Origin of the sequence: Pseudomonas sp. Irchel 3H3, from assembly GCF_900187635.1 — a bacterium.
Classification (GTDB): domain Bacteria; phylum Pseudomonadota; class Gammaproteobacteria; order Pseudomonadales; family Pseudomonadaceae; genus Aquipseudomonas.
The window spans coordinates 43,993-61,460 of sequence record NZ_FYEC01000023.1 but is presented as its reverse complement, the minus strand read 5'-3'; the positions used below and the strand labels follow the sequence as shown (position 1 = coordinate 61,460).

Here is a 17,468-nt window from a genome sequence, read left to right as displayed (position 1 = left end):
TTCAGACCACGCTGGTCAAGCCACCATCGACGAACAGCGTCTGGCCATTGATGAAGTCAGAAGCCGGTGAAGCAAGGAAAACCGCCGCGCCACACAACTCCTCGACCCGCCCCCAACGTCCGGCCGGCGTGCGTTTGCACAGCCACTGGGAGAACTCCTGGTTGTCCACCAGCGCGCGGTTCATCTCGGTAGCGAAGTAACCAGGGGCCAGGCCATTGGCCTGGATGCCGTGGCGCGCCCACTCGGCGCACATGCCCTTGGTGAGCATTTTTACCGCGCCCTTGGAGGCGGCGTAGGGCGCAATGGTCGGCCGCGCCAGCTCGCTCTGCACCGAGCAGATGTTGATGATCTTGCCGCGACCGCGGGCAATCATGTGCCGGGCGACGGCCTGGGAGACATGGAACACCCCGTCCAGGTTGACCCGCATCAGCTCGTGCCAGTCGTTGGGGTCGAAATCCTCCAGCGGTGCACGGCGCTGGATCCCGGCGTTGTTGACCAGGATATCGATGGCCCCGCTGTTCGCTTCGAGGTGGTTGATCGCCTCCAGGAGCTGGACCCGATCGGTGACGTCGAACACGGCAAATTCGGCCTCGATCCCTTCCTCTCGCAGTTGGCTGGCAACCAAGCGTGCCTTGTCAGCATTGCGATCATTGATCACCACCCTGGCGCCCGCAGCACCCAGACCCCGGGCCAATTCCAGGCCAATGCCCTTGCCTGAACCGGTGATCAGCGCCCTGCGCCCGTCCAGTCGAAAGCTGTCGCTGGTGAATCCCATACTGTTCTCCGTCAATGGCCCTTTGTTGTCGAACGGCCTTGGCAGCAGTTCACCGCAGCCCACCCACAGCGTCCAATGGTGATTGCTGATCTGGTGATCAAATTCTATGATCAACCTCATTGGCGCCCGCCTTCCCGGAGTCCCTGCATGGAAATCAAGCTACTGCGCTCATTCGTGACCCTGGCCCAGGAGCTGCATTTCGGCCGCGCCGCGCAACGGCTGTCCATCGTGCAGCCAGCCTTGAGCATGCAGATCAAGTTGCTCGAGGATGAACTCGGGGTGCGCCTGTTCGAGCGCAATCGCCACTCGGTGGCGCTGACCGAGGTCGGCGCGATGTTCCTCCCGGAAGCGCTGGCGACCCTGCATCAGGCGGCTCACGCCGTGGATGTGGCGAAGGCGTCGGGGCGCGGGGAAATCGGCCGGGTGCGCCTGGGTTTCGTCTCCTCGGTACTGCCGCAGCTGTTGCCCACCCTGGTGCGCTCGCTGCATGAGCAATTCCCGCGGATCGAACTGGAACTCAAGGACATGTCTGGACCTGAGCAAGCCACGGCCCTGAAAAGCGGCCAGCTGGACTTTGGCCTGATGCGCTTGCCGGCGGTGATTCCCGGGATCCAGACCCTCGAAGTGCTGCGCGAGACCGTGATGCTGGCCTTCCCCAGCGACCATCCCCTGGCCACACGCGCCAGCCTGGCGCCGGCATCTCTTGCCGGGGTGCCGGTGTACATCCTCGCCAGACGCTACGCCCCCGGCTTTTACGATGGCCTGATGCAAGCGCTGGCCAGCCACGGCATCCAGCTGCAGATCAGTGCCGAACTGGGCGAGTTCACCACCATGCTGGCCCTGGTTTCCGCCGGACTCGGCGTCGGCCTGTTGCCCGCCAATGCCGGACGCGCACTGCCGGCGAATGTGCTGTCCCGTCCTCTGGAATTGGGCGACTACCGCGCCACCACTGGACTGGCCTGGGTCGACTTGAACAGCGCGGTAAAAAGCAACGTATTCGACCTGATAAACAAAGTGTTCAAAAACGTTACTTGAAAACATCCAATTTTAAATTTTGACGCCAATTAAAAGTCCAACTAACGAAAATCATCCGCAACTACAATCCGCATAATCGAACACCCTGAAAAATAATTAAAAACACAAAACCCAACAAATACGCATACTTCGACAACTTGGATCCATATATAACCAACCATTCGTCGCCAGTCGCTTCCGTGCCACAAATGACCACCAACAAAACAACTACATTCGTCATAAGAGCAATCCATAACGGACCTGCGGCGCGCTGCTGGAGTTCTTATGAAAACAATAAATATGCTTGCTGTTGCCTGCGCAGTTATCGCGGCAACTGCTGCGCCCAACTCCACTGCGGCCGTAAGTACCGAGCCAGTTTTTGCAGTGGGCTTGCTCGGGAGTTACAGCGAACTGGAGTTCAAAGGGCAAAGCAACGACATCGAGCGCATGCCCGAAGGCGGAGTGTTCCTCAACTACGGCAACAAGCTGACCGGCCATGCCGGCCTGGTGTTTCAGGCCGAAATCAGTGGCCAGTACTCGGAAAAACAGGGGCAGCGAGTCAAAGACCTGCAGGCCGACCTGGATCTGGGTTGGCGCCTGGCGCTGGATGCCAACAACTTTCTCGACCTGCTGGTTGGCGCTGGCTACAAATGGAATCGATTTGATCCGGGCTATAACAAATACGATATTGAACTGACCAATCGCAGCCCCTTCGCCAAAGTTGCGATTGGCTATAACCATCAGTTCGATACTGCTGTCCTGCGCCTTGAAGCCGGCGCGCGAAGATCCCTTCAGGGCGAAGCGCAACTGGATATCCAGGGCGTTTCCAATCAGACCCTGGACTTGCAGGACAGTACCGACCCCTATGTTGAATTAAGCCTGCTGTTCAACCAGCAAGGCAGCTTGCCGATTATCGCCAGCCTGTACTACAACCGTTTCAACTATGACCCTGAGGGTCAGTTTGACTTCACTCATTACGACAAGCAGATCAGGAATGAATACGGGGCAAAACTGGGCATCGTGTTTTAACTGCCGCTCACGACGTTCGCCTTACTTGACCAGGCGCGTCTCCTTGGACGGCCGATAGCCGAAGTATGCGCTATAGCACTTGCTGAAATGGCTCGGCGAGACAAACCCGCACGCTACCAGGACGTCCACCTGGGACAGTTCGGTGTGCTGCAGCAAGCGACGGGCTTCGGTTATGCGCAGTTCCAGGTAATAACGTTGCGGCGTGGTGCCCAATTGTTCCTTGAACAAGCGCTCGAGCTGGCGCCGCGAACGCCCGGCATAGACCGCCAGTTGCTCGAGTTCCAGCGGCTCTTCGAGGTTGGCATCCATGAGCTTCACCACTTCGCGCAAGGGCGCGCTGAGGCAGACGTTTTCCGTTGGCTTGATGCGTCGGTAGCGCGACTCCTCGAACGCCAGGATGTCCTCGACGCCCTCGACCAGGGCTTTGTCGTGCAGGCCCTTGATCCAGTCCAGCGCCATGTGGAAGGCCCCCGAAGGGCTGGACGCGGTGAGCCGGTCACGATCGATCACGTAGGGCTCACTGCTGACGTGGGTGGCCCGGGCGATTTCCGTGAGCGCGGGACGGTGTTCGGGGTGAATCGCGCAACGATAGCCGTCCAGCAAGCCCGCCCTGCCCAGGAACCAGGCACCATTCCACAGTCCGGCGAGGTGGGTGCCCCGTTCGGCTGCGGTCTTGAGCAAGCCGATGAACTCATCGCTGACCTTGAGTTCGGTGCGGTAACCGCCACAAATCACCAGCAGGTCGAGGTCGTTGAGCGCACCCGCATCAAGACGCGCATCCGGGCGAATGACCAGCCCCAAGTCACTGATCACCTCAGACTCACCCAGGCCGAACGTGCGGGTGGTGAACAACCCAGGGCGCAGCAGGTTGGCGGTGATCAGGGTATCCAGCGCCTGGGTGAATGCCGGCAAGGAGAAATGCTCGAGCAGCACAAACCCGGTACGAACCGTTGCCGGCATGGCGTTGGGGGTTTCCTTCAGGTACCGAAGATTCTTGCCCTTCATGCCACCGCTGAATTGCCGTCGCTCCATCACGTTCGATCCACTCGAATAGCTGCACCAGGCAGGTGTCTGCTGCGTTGAGAAAAAGCCAATGGTAACTGTAGATGCGGGCAAAGCCCTAGTGCTGTCACGGGGCGGTCTCGGCACTTGGTCGACCCGGACCTGGCCGGCGATGCAATCGACTACGCTCAAGGTACGGGGTGCCGGCTCCTCTTGCCTGGCCGCCAAGCGTCGGAGATAAGCATGTTCAAGTCCTTGAGCCCGATTGTCCTGCTCGCTGCCGCGATCTGTCTCAGCGGCGCGTCCTGCCACGACCAGAGCAGTACCGACCCCGCCACCCCACAGAACCCGGCCACCCTGGACGGGGGCAACAATCGATCCGGCTCGGCGATTGTGCCCCGCCAACAGATCCAGCCGCGCATGCACCGCATGTAGCCATTAACGGCAGCCAAGTGTTCAGCGCTGATCTTGCCCCGCGAGCGCCAGGTAGCTGTCGACGGCGTCGTCGATGGTTGCAAAGAACGCCGCTTCACCAAGCCGGTCGAACAGTCCGAAGCGCTTGAGCTTGTCCTTGACCGGGTCCTTCATCTCAGCCACGCACAATCTGATTCCTGCCGCATGCAGGGTGTCGTACAGTTCGGCCAGCATGTCGGCGGACGTCACGTCGACACTGGTCACTGGCTCCGCCGCAACCACCAGCCAGCGCACCGGCGTTGGCGAGGCTGTTACGGCTTGCAGCACGCGGTCGTTGAACAGCTCGCCATTGGCAAAAAACAACGGCGCATCCCAGCGAAACAGCACCAGCCCCGGGATCAGGCTCGCGTTGGGGTAACGCTGCAGGTCGTGGTAACCCTTGACCCCGGCCGCTTGCCCGAGCACCGCGGAATAAGGGCGCCAGGCATCCCACAGGAACTCGATGATGGCGATCACGATGGCCAGGCCGATGCCCTCGATCGCACCCAATACGGCGACACCGATGGTGCAGACGATCGACAACCAGAACTCCCAGCGCTGGATACGATAAATCCGGCGCAGGTCACTGACCTCGATCAGACCGATGGCGGAGGCAATTACCACGGCGGCCAGGGCACTGCTGGGCAGGTCCTGCAACAGGTTCGGCGCGACCATCAACAACCCAGCCACCGCCAGCGCACCGACCACCCCGGTGAGTTGGGTCTTGGCCCCGGCGGCTTCGGCTACCGGGGTGCGCGAAGAGCTGCTGCTGATGGGAAAACCCTGGAAAAACCCGGCGGCCAGATTGGCAAAACCCAACCCCGCCATTTCCTGGTTCGGGTCGACATAAGTGCGGGTCCGCGCCGCATAGACCCGTGACAACACGCTGGTGTCGGCGAACGACACCAGGGCCACGGCACAACCGCCGATCAGCACCGGGACAATATCGGCACGGGTGATCCACGGCAGCGCAAATGCCGGCAACCCTTGCGGCAGCGAGCCCAGCACCGCCACCCCGGCCCGCGTGCCAAGGTCCAGCACCCCCACGGCGATTGTCGCGCCGGCTACGGCGATGAGGATGCCTGGCACACGTTTGCTGCCCTTGAGCAGCAGGATCACTGCCAGGGTGGCAGCGCCCACGGCAAAGGTGGTCCAGTTGCTCCTGCCGTCCAGCACCCCGGTGGCGATCGACCACAGGTTACGCAGCGGGCCATCGGAGTCGATGGAAAACCCGAACAGCTTGGGCAACTGGCTGATCAGTACGGTCACGGCGATCCCGTTCATGTAGCCATAACGAATCGGTTTGGACAGCAGTTCGGTGATGAATCCCAGGCGCGCTATACCCGCCAGGATGCACACGGTTCCGGAGACGAGCGCCATCATTCCTGCCAGGGCGATGGCCCGTTGCGGATCGCCACCGGACAGGGGCAGGACCACGGCGAGGATCACCGCTGCCAGGGAAGAGTCCGGCCCCAGCACCAGGATCCGGCTGGGGCCGAACAAGGCATAGGCCAGCAGTGGAACGATGGTCGCGTAGAGCCCATAGATACCGGGGACGCCCGACGCCACCGCATAGGCAATGCCCACGGGAACCAGCATGGTGGTCAGCACCAGCCCGGCGACAATGTCGTGACGCAACCAGGCGATCTGGTACTGCCGCAGCGTTTGCAGGCCGGGGAGCCAGCGGGCCCAGCCCGGCTGGCTGTCGCTGGACTGGCGATGGGCGATGCGTCCCGGTTCCGGGGCGGGAGGCAAGGGATCCGTCTGGCTCATGGGGTGGTGGCCTTCTACTGTAGAGCGAATGGAAAAATCAACGTGCAACAGGACTGGCTATCACCCAGGTACGCAGCGCGGCGCTCAGCCGCCGAGGGCGATGATCGCGGCAATCAGCGCAGCACCGGTGGTGGCTGTGGTCAGGGCGCCTTGCCAGGGTTTGCCACCGGCATACTTGGCCAGTACCCAACCGGCAATGAACAGCACCAGCAGCCCGATCAGGTTAGACAGACGTACCGCCAGCGCCGTCTGGTCGAGCAGCAGGAACGGCACCACGAGGGGAAATGTCGACAACACCACCAGCAGGAAAACCCCGGCAGCCCCCTTGAAGTCATCCCAGCCCAGGCGCGGCTGCACCGCCGTCGTCGCGTGCTGGAGCAAGCGTTGGCGCAACGCCTCCAGCTCCTCAGTACCGGCCGCGGCCACCAGGCGCCCAGGCAATGCCTGCGCGATCAACGCTCGCCCGGCAGCCGGGTCCGCCCCGCCACGCAGGCTGTCGAGCAAGGAGCGCTTGCGGCTGTGTTCGATCAGGCTACGCAGCAGATACATCACCGCATCGGCCAGGCCCCAGGCCAGGTTGCATCCCAACGCGGCGATCATCATCGTGCGCTCTTCCTCCTGGCCGCCGGTAGCGACGCTGATAGTGCCGGTGAAGGTCATTGCCATGAGCAGGCCGAAGATAACTTCGGTGACTCGTTCGACGGGGTCCAGGACCCGGGCGCACTTTGCGTGGTCGGTGTTGGCCATGCACTGATCCTCATCACTGTTAATTCGATCTGCTGCGCGTTGTGCAAAATACCTAGGCCAGAACATGGATAACGCCAGCCTCTGGGGCCCGATCCAGATTCAGTGTAGTGTGAAAAATTGTTCGCGCTGCCTGTCAAAGGCCTGGAGGTCGAGATGCCCACTGCCGAATCCGCCCTGCTGCAAAGCTGGCACCACAACGCCTCATCCTGGATCGAGGCGGTGCGCAGCGGCAGCATTGAAAGCCGTCGGCAGGTCACCGACCAGGCGATCCTGCTGGCGGTGCTGGGGCGCCAGCCCGAACGCGTGCTCGACCTCGGTTGCGGCGAGGGCTGGCTGTTGCGTGAGCTGAGCAAACGCGGGATCGAGGCGGTCGGCGTGGATGGCGCGCCAACCCTGGTGGAGGCCGCGCGGGCAGCAGGCTCGGCGCCCGTACACCTGGCCAGCTACGAGGCGCTGGTCGAGTCCCGGGTCGACATCGGGAACCAGTACCCGCTGATCTGCGCCAACTTCGCCCTGCTGCACCAGGACATCATCCCCCTGCTCGCCGCCCTGCACGCCCTGCTCGCTCCGGGCGGCGCCCTGCTGATCCAGACCCTGCACCCCTGGACAGCGGCGGCGGGCGAATATCAGGACGGCTGGCGCGAAGAAACCTTCGCCGGGTTCAAGGGCGACTGGCAACCGATGCCGTGGTACATGCGCACCTTGTCCAGTTGGCTCAACGCCCTGGACATGGCTGGTTTGCGCCTGAGCGCCCTGCAGGAACCGCAGCACCCACAGAGCCCGGTGCCGCAGTCGCTGCTGTTGATTGCCCAGCGCCAGGACTAAAAGACCCGCAGGTACTCAATAGCTTTTCCAATCTCGCTGCTACGCTGATTTCACCTGCCGGGGGCAATGTGGATCGAGGAGTGGTTGATGGCCGACTCAAGCAAAAAAATGAGCCTCACCGGGCTCACCACGCTGGTGACGGTGAATATGATGGGGTCGGGCATCATCCTGCTGCCGACGAGCATGGCCCAACTGGGGGCCGTCTCGTTGCTGTCCTGGATCGTCACGGCCATCGGTTCCATGGCCATCGCCTATTGTTTTTCCCAGTGCGGCATCTATTGCATGCGTTCTGGCGGGTTGTCCGCCTACACCGAGGAGGCCCACGCCAAATCGGGCTTCTTTCTCTGTTCGTACCTGTACTTTCTCTCGCTGGGCATCGCCAATGTGGCCGTCGCCATCTCTGCGGTGGGCTACATGACCGCGTTCGTGCCCTGGCTGGGCAGTGGCGCCATTCCTCTGTTCGTCGGTACAGTCGGCCTGCTCTGGTTGACCACCGTGGCCAACTTCGGTGGCCCGCGAATCACCGGCAAGATCGGGGCGCTGACCGTCTGGGGGGTGATTGTCCCAGTGGCCGGCTTGAGTATCATCGGCTGGTTCTGGTTCAAGCCCGAGGTGCTGATTGCCGCCTGGAACCCCAATGAGCTGCCGATCTCCGAAGCCATCAGCAAGGCCATTCCCCTGACCCTGTGGGCGTTTCTTGGCATGGAGTCGGCGGCCCAGGCCAGCGATGCGGTGGAGAACCCCAAGCGCAACGTACCTCTGGCCTGCCTGTTCGGCACCCTCGGTGCGGCCGTGGTCTATGTGCTGTCGACGACGGTGATCCAAGGCATGATCCCCAACGCTGAACTGGCCAACTCGACCGCGCCCTTCGCGCTCGTCTATGCCCATATGTTCAACCCCATGGTGGGTAACATCGTCATGGCGCTGGCCGTGATGGCGTGTGTCGGTTCACTGCTGGGCTGGCAGTTCACCCTGGCGCAAACCGCAAAGATGACCGCTGACCAAGGGATGTTCCCGAAATTCTTCAGCAAGGTCAGTGCGCAGGATGCCCCCATCATCGGCATGCTGGTGTGCGGCGTGTTGCAGACCTTGATGGCGCTGTCGACCATTTCGCCCAATGCCAGCGCCCAGTTCGCCAAACTGGTGAGCCTGGCGGCGGTGACCAACCTGATTCCCTACGTGACAGCTGCCACCGGGCTGATGGTGATGATGTACAAAGCCCGCGTCAGCACGGCGATCTACACCCGCAACACCCTGCTGTTGCTGATCGCCGTGGCTTACTCGTTGTACGCCCTGTATGCCTGCGGCAAGGATGCGGTGTTCGGCGGCCTGATTGTCCTGGCATTCGGTTACTTGCTCTACGGTTTCCTCTCCAAGCGGTTTGTCGACATCCAGGCACCCGCCCCGAGCGGGACCGGGACCGGTAATCCCTAGCACTGATTTGCCGATCGCACAGACAGCCGACTGCGGGGCCAGACGATGAATCAACAACGCACCAGAACCACCCACCTGCTCTTTACCTGCCTGCTGGCAATTGCGCCGATGATCGCCAGCGCCAGTACCCTGGAGCGCGTGCGGGCGAGCCATACCTTGACCCTCGGTTACCTGGCGAATTTCGCCCCCTTTAGCGTCCAGACTGGCGACAACGCCAACGGCTATGCCATCGACCTGTGCCTGAAAGTCGCCGACAAGCTCAAGAACGAGCTGGGATTACCAACGTTGCAGGTGCGCTACCAACCGGTGGCCAACGACGACGAGATGCTGGCCGTCAGCTCAGGCAAGGTCGATATCCTCTGTACGCCGACGCCACCGACCCTGGCGCGGCGCCAGCGGGTGAGCTACTCGATCCCGATCTATACCGCCGGCCTGTCGGCCGTGGTGCGCCAGGATGCATCCGAATCGCTGCTCAATGTGCTGGAGGGCAAGGTCGCTCGGACCGGACCGACCTGGCGCGCGACCGTCAATCATGGGCTGTCCAACCAGACCTACGCCACTACCGCCGGCGGCATCACCGAAGCCTGGATCCGCCAGCAAATGCAATTGCTGGGCGTGGTGTCCAGCCTGGTCACCGTGCCGGACACCGCGGCGGGCCTCAAGCTGGTCGCCGAAGGCCAGGCCGATGCTTTCTTCGCCGAACGCATGCTGCTGAGCAACCTGCTCGCTAATCAACCCGCCGCCAACCTGGTCCTGCTGGATCGAGTGTTCGAGTACTCGCCGACGGCCATGGCGCTGGCGCGCGAGGATGAAGATTGGCGCCTGCTGGTCGACACCGCCTTGAGTGAGATGTATCGCTCGGGCGAGATCGAACAGGCCTACGCCAAGCACCTGGGCGGTGTCGGCGAGACGGCGAAAAAGCTGTTCAAGGTCTATGCGATTCCTTGAGCGCGACCGGGCCGGGAGCCCGCACTGCGCGATCGGCGATCGTTGCACTGGACAGACTGCGCCCCAACTGCCGCGCCAGTTGCAGATGCGCTCGCGGGTCTTGGGTTTCCGACTCCAGCAGTAACTCAGACGTCATGACCTGGGCCCCGCAGTAATCGAAGATCCCGTGATCTATCTGGGTCTTCATCGCCAGCCCATAGCCGTGCCGTTCGTAGGTGCCGCGGTCCGCGCCACCGACCCCAATCAGGTGCACCTGCAGGTGCTGGAGTTTTTTCAGCAGTGGCGCATCGGCGGTGAAATCGAACGCCCAGCCATTGCTGAACACTCGATCGATCCAGCCCTTGAGCAGCGCCGGCATCGACCACCAGAACACCGGATACACCAGCACCAGGGCATCGGCGCGGTCGATCCGTGCCTGCTCGGCCGCCACCTCGGCAGGCGCCGGGGCTTGGCGGTGATGCACGGCAAAATCGGCAGCGCCAAACCTGGGGTCGAAACCTTCCGCCCACAGGTCAGCGACTTCCAATGTGTTGCCAGTATCGGCCAGGCCCTGGGCGATCTGCGCCGCGATACTCTGGCTCAGCGAGCGGGGATCATGATGAGCGACCACGATGAGTGCATGCATGGCAAAACTCCTGCTGACGGGTGAGGACGAGAGCTATATACTTTTAGTAAGTTAACGCCGCTAAGTTACGTTTGGTATATAAGCATGTCAAGTCGCCAACCGCCTCAGTCAGATCCCACCGCCCCAGCGCGGCGCCGCCTGTCTCGCGAAGACCGTCTGCGTCAGTTATTGGATGTCGCCTGGCAACTGGTCCGGGAGGAAGGCACCGAGGCCTTGACCCTGGGACGCCTGGCCGAAGCAGCCGGAGTCACCAAACCCGTGGTCTATGACCATTTCATCACCCGGCCGGGGCTGCTGGCGGCGCTCTATCAGGATTTCGACGGACGCCAGACGTCACTGATGGACGCGGCGCTCGAGGCTAGCGAACCGACCCTGGCCAGTCGGGCGAGTGTAATCGCCAGCTCCTATGTCGAGTGCGTCTTGCTACAGGGCAACGAGATACCAGGGGTGATCGCAGCGCTGGCGAGCTCGCCGGAGCTGGAAAAAATCAAGGCTGAGTACCAGGCGATCTTCATCGAAAAATGCCGCAGCGTCCTCGCCCCTTTCGCCAAGGGTGGGCAGATTGCAGCCGCCGGCCTGCGAGCGATGCTCGGCGCCGCCGAGGCGCTCTCCCACGCCGCCACGACGGCTGAAATCACCCCTACCGAGGCGCAAGACGAACTGTTTGCAACCGTTGTTGCGATGGTCGAACGCAGTGGCAGCTCGGCAGGCCTTGAGTAAACGTTGCAACAGGCCGAGCGTTAGCTCGCCTGCGGCAATTTATTGTGCTCTCCCCAGGCGAGGACTGTGTCCTCGAACGCAGCGTTTGGCAGCTGCTACGGGGTGTTCCCAGCCATGCCGCCTCACACGCCGTTGCCACTGGACGGCTTCAGGCCTGTGGCGAGGACCTCCAGCAAGGCACTGATGCGGGGAAGTGCCTGCCGCCTTTTTTGCCAGACCAGGTTGATCGCCTGGCCGTCGGTTGCCAACCGAGGGAGCACTTCGACCAGGGTCCCCGCTTCCAGGTGCTGCTGGATCAACCATGTCGGTAGTTGCGCGATTCCGCCCCCCGCCAGTACCGCGACCAACAATCCTTCGCCATCCCCCACCACCAGCGTGGCAGGCACCTGCCGGCGCTCGGTTTCCCCGGCGCGGGTGCCGGCAAAGCTCCACGGGCTGACGTTGCCATCGACCCAGCCGTAGGCGATGCACTGGTGATGCTGCAGATCGTCCTCGGACACGGGCGTGCCATGCTGGCTCAAGTACGCGGGTGATGCACAGAAGACATGCCACTCATTGCCCAGGTAGTGATGCCCCAGGGTATCGGGCCAGATGTCCGCCCCCCCAATGCGCACCACAATGTCGACACCTTCGGCAATCGGGTCGCTGTAACGGTCGGAAAAGGAAATATGCGGCAGCAGCCGCGGATGCTCCTGGGCAAACTGCAGTATCAGTGGCAGTGCCTGGGCCCGGCCGAAGGCACCGGGAAGATCCAGTCGAACCCGCCCCTGAAGCTCAGTGGTTTCGCTATGCAGCGCCAGCTCTGCCGCTTCCAGATCGGCCAGTACCGCGGTACAGGTGCGATAGAACGTCATCCCCGCATCGGTCAATGCCAGGCGCCGCGTCGTGCGCTGGAACAGCCGAGACCCCAGCCGCGCCTCCAGGCGAGCGATGCTTTTGCTGATGGCCGAGGCCGTCAGGTGCATCCGCTCGGCGGCAACCCGGAAACTGCCAGCGTCCGCGACACAGACAAACACATCAATGCCCTTCAAGCGTTCTGAAGAAAACATACACGTCCCACATTAATGAATCAGATTCCGGTAGCAGTGGAAAAACCATCACCAATCCGAACAGCATTCCCCAGTAAGCTGGATTCCAGCGCATCTATCAATGCCCCGCGCCTGACAACGCTGCTGAATCCACCCCGTTGAACGATGAGGAACGGATGCTTGCCACCCTGAAATATTATCCACGCACAGTACAACTACTGCTCAGTGCCTCCCTGGTCTTGACCCTGGCGCGGGCAGTCACCCTGCCCTATCTAGTGATCTACTTGAGCGCCAACTTCGGCTTGAGTGTGGCGGATGTCGGACTGGTGATTGGCAGCAGCCTGATCGTCGGGTCGTTGTTGAGCCTCTACGGCGGCTTCCTGGTGGACAGAGTGTGCAGCCACCGACTGATCCTGGTTTGCAGCGCGGTGTTTGCCCTGGGTTTTCTCGGCACGTTCCTGGCGCGCAACCTGTGGCTGTTCTACCTCTGCCTGGTGGTGATCAACCTGGCATTTGCGGTAATCGATATCGCGGTCAAATCCGGGTTCGGCCGCCTGCTCGCACCAGGCGAGCGCAGCCGGGTGTTTTCGATCAAGTACACCCTGAGCAATATCGGTTACGCCGTCGGCCCATTGCTGGGCGCCGGGATGGCCCGGCTGGATATCAGCTTGCCTTTCCTGCTGTCCGCGGGGCTCGGCGCAGGCTTCTTCGGGGTCTATTGGCGGTGGGGCGACAGAGCGCTGCAGGTGCTTGATACGACCCGTGCGCCCGGCGCATTTCTGGCGACGGGCAAACTGCTGCTCAAGGACCGGCGACTGGTCTGCTTCACCCTGGGCGGGCTGCTCAGTGCCGTGGTCTTTGGTCAGTTCACGGCCTACCTCTCGCAGTACCTGGTGGTCACGACCACGCCCGAGTTCGCTTATCAGGTCATCAGCGCCCTGGTCACGACCAATGCCGTCATGGTGATCAGCCTGCAATACCTGATCGGCCGGAGGATCTCCCAGCGCCAGTTGAACCTCTGGCTGGCGGCGGGCTTGAGCATGTTCCTGCTGGGGTTGGGCGGGTTTGCCCTCTCGACCAGCGTCATGCTCTGGGTGTTGTCCATGGCCATTTTCACCCTCGGCGAAATCATCGTGTTCCCCGCCGAATACATGTTCATCGACCACATTGCCCCAGCCCCTCTGCGCGGTTTGTACTACGGCGCACAAAACCTCAGCAACCTCGGCGCGGCACTGGGGCCGGTGCTGTGCGGTATGGTCCTGGCGAGCCAGCCTGCGCACTTTATCTTCTACATGCTTGGGGTGTTTGTGGTTGCCGGTGGGGTGTTTTACTTTCTCGGGGCTTCTGGCCTGGTGACAGGTAGAAAAACCTGACCAGCAATCCGCTATCGAAGCAATGTCTTCACCTTGACTTTCAGCCAAAGCTTAAAGTTATAAAATGTGCGTTTTAGATTATTTCTTAACAGGCGCACACCGCGCTCTTTCCACTGTTCCTTGGTAGGGAGCATCAAGTGATGGGGCTTTTTGACTGGAGCCGAGACTTTTTCAATGACAATGAACTGGTCATCGCCGCGCCCGGAAAGATCATAACCTGAGCTAGCGAGAAAATTTTCGAGTGGGGTGAAATCCCAGAGATGCCAGACGAATTCAGTATTGTGAGCAACTATTTTAAAACCTGCATGCTCTACGATTTGCTGCATCTCGCTGAGGGTAAATTCGCGGAAATGCCAGTCATACATCAGCGGGGCATTTTTCACCAGCGCTTGTTGGAGCGCCCACAAACTGCTGGCGTTGGGAGTAGAAATCAGCGCCCTGCCACCCACTCTCAGTACTCGATGCACTTCACCAAGGAAAAAAAATACGCCATCCAAGGTGGTTGCCTGCTCGTAATTTATATCTGAAATATGTTCGATAACTTCTGTGCAGATCACATGATCAATAGAATTATCGGCATAGGGGATTGGATCTTTGCGCAGGTCATGGGAAGTGCCTCGTACAGTGGCTTCTGGAAAAAAAGACCAGATCACACGAGAGCTAAGGTATTCAAGACTACCGATTTCAAGGCAATACCCTTGATGTAATCCATAGGTCTTCATGTACTCGACAGTTACCGCAAAACGACGACTATCGAAATGTAACCCTCCGTCCCCAACCCCCAGACTCTGGCCTTGCGCGGCGACACGTTGCGCGACCTCATCGAGGGTATTTTCAATGACAAATGGAGAGTCAAAATCAGTTCCGACCGAGCGTACTTTCGTTGCGAGCGTGGGTTTCATAGACGTGAGTGGCTCCTAGCGCATAGCGCGGATCTGCATGCAAATGGGCTCCCGTCTAACCGTGGATCCAGAAGCCTTCCCGTCGCAACCTGTCTGTACGTGCTTTTTAACCAGAAAAAAGCATAGACCTGATTCGGCGATCCCTCAACGTGATCCCCATGCATCGCTGAAATCGCCTGTCTGCAGGCTTGATACCCTCGGCACTGATGACGCGCACGGACGACCGTTCGCCCACAGGGCCGGGCATCGGTTAGACTCGGCGGCTATGCACCGAGCCAATGAAAACATCAAGCGTGGACTTGTTAGATGAGCACAAAAATCAACGAGACGCGAAACAGAGGCTTCGTTTCAGAGTTCGAAGGCCTTCGAGGGATCCTAGCGCTGTGGGTTGTGGTTGGGCATATGATGTCCGGGCTTTCAGAAAGCCACGCTCTACCCAGTGCCAGTCTCTGGAACACAGTACCGGTACAAGTGTTCATCATATTAAGCGGGTTTGTCATATTCAGCCTGCTAGACAGGGAACAACCCAGCTATCGAACATTTCTCATACACAGAGCTTTTCGACTGTTTCCCGCGTACTTGCTAGCACTGGCAATATCCGTGTTTATGCTGCCCTTTGCTCGCGAAGTGTTGTTAACCTCCCCCGTTGCGCCAATGACCGCCGCCAGAATCGCACTGATTGATAGTGCAACAAGTAACTTGAGTGAACATTTAGCGGCCCACCTATTACTTATCCAGGGGCTGATTCCCGACAGTCTCCTGGCTAACTCGGCGTACACCTTGGTGGGGCAAGCATGGAGCGTATCGGTAGAGTGGCAATTTTACGTGTTGGCTCCCGCCGTCTATTTGCTCATGGGAGCACCCAAAAGATTGCTCAAACTGCCAGCGCTTTGTGCACTGATCATGTTGATGATTTCACTCAACAGCAGCATGGGTGGCGGATACATCGGACAATATCTATCGCTTTTTGCCGTGGGGATTGCGACAGCCTACCTGAGCAAATACAGCGAAAAATCAAAGATCCTATCAGTGCTTCCACCGCTGCTGGCACTGCCCTTCATGCAGGAATATACAGCTGCGCTGTTAATCTGGGCTGCCTCATCTTACTGCGCGCTGCCTCCTGAAAAGAACAGCATGCAAGGAGTCTTATCAGCCGTTCTCAACAGCACAGCAGCCTCCTACCTTGGAAAAATCTCCTATTCGATCTACGTAAATCACATGATTTTTGTATTTTTAACCCTCGCCATAATCAATACGCTCAGCATGAGTTCAACCAGCACAGTGGTTTTAGCCATCGCCGCATCGACCGTGTTAACGGTTGTCTTTTCACACGTCACGCATTCATACATTGAACGGCCGATGATGCGAGTCGGAAAACACTTAACGAGAACAAAATCGAACTTAGCCACAGCCTAGCGACACTCAGCCATGCAGCGCCCGCTCATAGGCTGCCAGCACCGCTTCATGCATGGCTTCAGACATCGTCGGGTGCGGCAGGATGCTGTCGATCAGTTCGGCCTCGGTCGTCTCCAGGCCCCGCGCAATGGTATAGCCCTGGATCATCTCGGTAACCTCCTCGCCGACCATGTGCGCGCCCAGCAACTCGCCGCTGTGCGCGTCGAACACCACCTTGACGAAACCCTCGGTGGCGCCCATGGCGATCGCCTTGCCGTTGGCGGCGAAGGGAAATTTGCCGACCTTGAGCGTCTTACCGGCACTGCGCGCCTGGGCTTCGGTGTAGCCAACGCTGGCGACTTGCGGGTGGCTGTAGGTGCAGGCTGGCACGCTGCGCGGATCCAATGGATGGGGGTTGAGGCCGGCGATCTTTTCGACACAGATAACGGCTTCGTGGCTGGCCTTGTGCGCCAGCCATGGAGCCCCCGCCAGATCACCAATGGCGTAGACTCCGGGCTCGCCCGTGCGGCAGAACTCATCCACCAGCACATGGGTGTGCTGCACCTTGACTGCGGTGCCCTCTAACCCGAGGTCCTCGACATTACCGACAATGCCCGCGGCCACCAGCACCACATCGGCCTGTAGCCTCTCGTTGCTGTTGCCTTCCAGGCGCAACTGCACCACGCCCTCCTCCACCTGGCTGCCTTGCAGCGCACAGCCGGTGTACAGGCGGATTCCGTCGCGCGTGAGGGACTGTGCCACATAGGCGCTGATGTCCTGGTCCTCGATCGGCAGGATTCGATCAGCCATTTCCACCACGCTGACCTGAGCGCCAAGTGCGTGATAGAAGCTGGCGAACTCGATGCCGATCGCACCGCCACCAACGATCACCAATCGCTTGGGTACGCTGTCCGGCACCAGTGCCTGGCGGTAGGTCCAGAAATGCTTGCCGTCCGGCTCCATGCCCGGCAGCACCCGGGCGCGGGCACCGGTTGCCAGGATAATGTGCGGCGCAGTCAGGTTCAGATCGCCCTGTTCCCCGCTCACTTTCAGCCGCTGCGGACCCTCCAGCCGTGCATGCCCATTGAACACCTGGACGCGGTGTTTTTTCATCAACCCGCTGACGCCGCGATGCAACTGGGCAGCCACATCGCGCGAGCGCTTGACGATGGCCTGCAGGTCCGGCCTGGCCGGCCCGACCTCAATACCAAAACTGCCCGCGCGACCGATCAGGCGCAGCACGTCGGCGCTGCGCAACAGGGCCTTGGTTGGAATACAGCCCCAGTTCAGGCAAACCCCACCCAGTTGCGCCTTTTCTACCAACGCCGTGCGCAGGCCGAGCTGGCTGGCGCGGATGGCCGCCACGTAGCCGCCTGGGCCGCCACCCACGACGATCAGATCAAATTTCATTTCGCTCATGGCAAC

17 protein-coding genes are annotated in these 17,468 nt (G+C 60.6%); 9 read left to right on the top strand and 8 right to left on the bottom strand.

The features are described from left to right. Position 1: 1 nt before the first annotated feature. The gene (locus CKW24_RS21330) at positions 2 to 775 is read right to left on the bottom strand and encodes a glucose 1-dehydrogenase (RefSeq protein WP_095170172.1); all 774 of its coding nucleotides are present in this window, start codon (positions 773 to 775) and stop codon (positions 2 to 4) included. Positions 776 to 922: 147 nt separating this feature from the next. Between CKW24_RS21330 and CKW24_RS21325 the strand changes: the two genes are divergently transcribed. Both CKW24_RS21325 and CKW24_RS21320 read left to right on the top strand, forming a co-directional pair. Beyond that, positions 923 to 1,810, top strand: a complete 888-nt coding sequence (locus CKW24_RS21325; RefSeq protein ID WP_095170148.1) for a LysR family transcriptional regulator — start codon at positions 923 to 925, stop codon at positions 1,808 to 1,810. 264 nt (positions 1,811 to 2,074) lie between these two features. Further along, a complete protein-coding gene (locus CKW24_RS21320) occupies positions 2,075 to 2,818 on the top strand; it encodes an outer membrane beta-barrel protein (protein WP_095170147.1) in 744 nt (247 codons plus the stop codon). 21 nt (positions 2,819 to 2,839) lie between these two features. Here CKW24_RS21320 and CKW24_RS21315 read toward each other — a convergent pair whose 3' ends face one another. Further along, positions 2,840 to 3,850: a GlxA family transcriptional regulator gene (locus tag CKW24_RS21315; RefSeq protein ID WP_095170146.1), complete on the bottom strand. Its 1,011-nt coding sequence runs from the start codon at positions 3,848 to 3,850 to the stop codon at positions 2,840 to 2,842. Positions 3,851 to 4,063: 213 nt separating this feature from the next. Between CKW24_RS21315 and CKW24_RS21310 the strand changes: the two genes are divergently transcribed. Then, positions 4,064 to 4,255 (top strand): hypothetical protein, encoded by a 192-nt coding sequence (locus tag CKW24_RS21310; RefSeq protein ID WP_095170145.1) that lies wholly within the window; start codon positions 4,064 to 4,066, stop codon positions 4,253 to 4,255. A gap of 21 nt (positions 4,256 to 4,276) precedes the next feature. Here CKW24_RS21310 and CKW24_RS21305 read toward each other — a convergent pair whose 3' ends face one another. Further along, positions 4,277 to 6,046 carry a SulP family inorganic anion transporter gene (locus tag CKW24_RS21305; RefSeq protein ID WP_095170144.1) on the bottom strand — a complete coding sequence of 590 codons (1,770 nt, stop codon included), beginning with the start codon at positions 6,044 to 6,046 and terminating at the stop codon, positions 4,277 to 4,279. Positions 6,047 to 6,130: 84 nt separating this feature from the next. Next, the gene (locus tag CKW24_RS21300) at positions 6,131 to 6,793 is read right to left on the bottom strand and encodes a hypothetical protein (RefSeq protein ID WP_095170143.1); all 663 of its coding nucleotides are present in this window, start codon (positions 6,791 to 6,793) and stop codon (positions 6,131 to 6,133) included. A 153-nt stretch (positions 6,794 to 6,946) separates the two neighbouring features. Between CKW24_RS21300 and CKW24_RS21295 the strand changes: the two genes are divergently transcribed. From CKW24_RS21295 to CKW24_RS21285, 3 genes are all read left to right on the top strand, one after another. Next, positions 6,947 to 7,618, top strand: a complete 672-nt coding sequence (locus CKW24_RS21295; RefSeq protein ID WP_095170142.1) for a bifunctional 2-polyprenyl-6-hydroxyphenol methylase/3-demethylubiquinol 3-O-methyltransferase UbiG — start codon at positions 6,947 to 6,949, stop codon at positions 7,616 to 7,618. A gap of 87 nt (positions 7,619 to 7,705) precedes the next feature. Then, positions 7,706 to 9,052, top strand: a complete 1,347-nt coding sequence (potE, locus tag CKW24_RS21290) for a putrescine-ornithine antiporter (RefSeq protein WP_095170141.1) — start codon at positions 7,706 to 7,708, stop codon at positions 9,050 to 9,052. Positions 9,053 to 9,097: 45 nt separating this feature from the next. Continuing rightward, a complete protein-coding gene (locus CKW24_RS21285; protein ID WP_095170140.1) occupies positions 9,098 to 10,000 on the top strand; it encodes an amino acid ABC transporter substrate-binding protein in 903 nt (300 codons plus the stop codon). Here the strand turns inward: CKW24_RS21285 and CKW24_RS21280 are convergent. Further along, complete coding sequence (locus CKW24_RS21280) at positions 9,978 to 10,625, bottom strand: NAD(P)H-dependent oxidoreductase (protein ID WP_095170139.1); 648 nt, start codon at positions 10,623 to 10,625, stop codon at positions 9,978 to 9,980. The two genes, CKW24_RS21285 and CKW24_RS21280, sit on opposite strands and share 23 nt — an antisense overlap. An 84-nt stretch (positions 10,626 to 10,709) precedes the next feature. On the opposite strand from CKW24_RS21280, the gene CKW24_RS21275 reads away from it, so the two are divergent. Next, positions 10,710 to 11,345, top strand: coding sequence for a TetR/AcrR family transcriptional regulator (locus tag CKW24_RS21275; protein ID WP_095170138.1), 636 nt, complete (start codon positions 10,710 to 10,712; stop codon positions 11,343 to 11,345). A 122-nt stretch (positions 11,346 to 11,467) separates the two neighbouring features. Here CKW24_RS21275 and CKW24_RS21270 read toward each other — a convergent pair whose 3' ends face one another. Next, positions 11,468 to 12,394 (bottom strand): LysR family transcriptional regulator, encoded by a 927-nt coding sequence (locus CKW24_RS21270; RefSeq protein ID WP_095170137.1) that lies wholly within the window; start codon positions 12,392 to 12,394, stop codon positions 11,468 to 11,470. A gap of 155 nt (positions 12,395 to 12,549) precedes the next feature. On the opposite strand from CKW24_RS21270, the gene CKW24_RS21265 reads away from it, so the two are divergent. Next, positions 12,550 to 13,746, top strand: coding sequence for an MFS transporter (locus tag CKW24_RS21265; protein WP_095170136.1), 1,197 nt, complete (start codon positions 12,550 to 12,552; stop codon positions 13,744 to 13,746). Between the two features lie 11 nt (positions 13,747 to 13,757). On the opposite strand, the gene CKW24_RS21260 is transcribed toward CKW24_RS21265, so the two are convergent. Further along, entirely contained in the window at positions 13,758 to 14,648 is an 891-nt protein-coding gene (locus tag CKW24_RS21260; RefSeq protein WP_095170135.1) for a methyltransferase domain-containing protein, read from the bottom strand. A 306-nt stretch (positions 14,649 to 14,954) separates the two neighbouring features. Here CKW24_RS21260 and CKW24_RS21255 point away from each other — a divergent pair, with 306 nt between their 5' ends. After that, positions 14,955 to 16,064, top strand: coding sequence for an acyltransferase (locus CKW24_RS21255; RefSeq protein WP_095170134.1), 1,110 nt, complete (start codon positions 14,955 to 14,957; stop codon positions 16,062 to 16,064). Between the two features lie 6 nt (positions 16,065 to 16,070). Here the strand turns inward: CKW24_RS21255 and lpdA are convergent, their stop codons facing one another. Beyond that, the gene (gene lpdA / locus CKW24_RS21250; RefSeq protein ID WP_095170133.1) at positions 16,071 to 17,462 is read right to left on the bottom strand and encodes a dihydrolipoyl dehydrogenase; all 1,392 of its coding nucleotides are present in this window, start codon (positions 17,460 to 17,462) and stop codon (positions 16,071 to 16,073) included. Between the last annotated feature and the right edge of the window lie 6 nt (positions 17,463 to 17,468).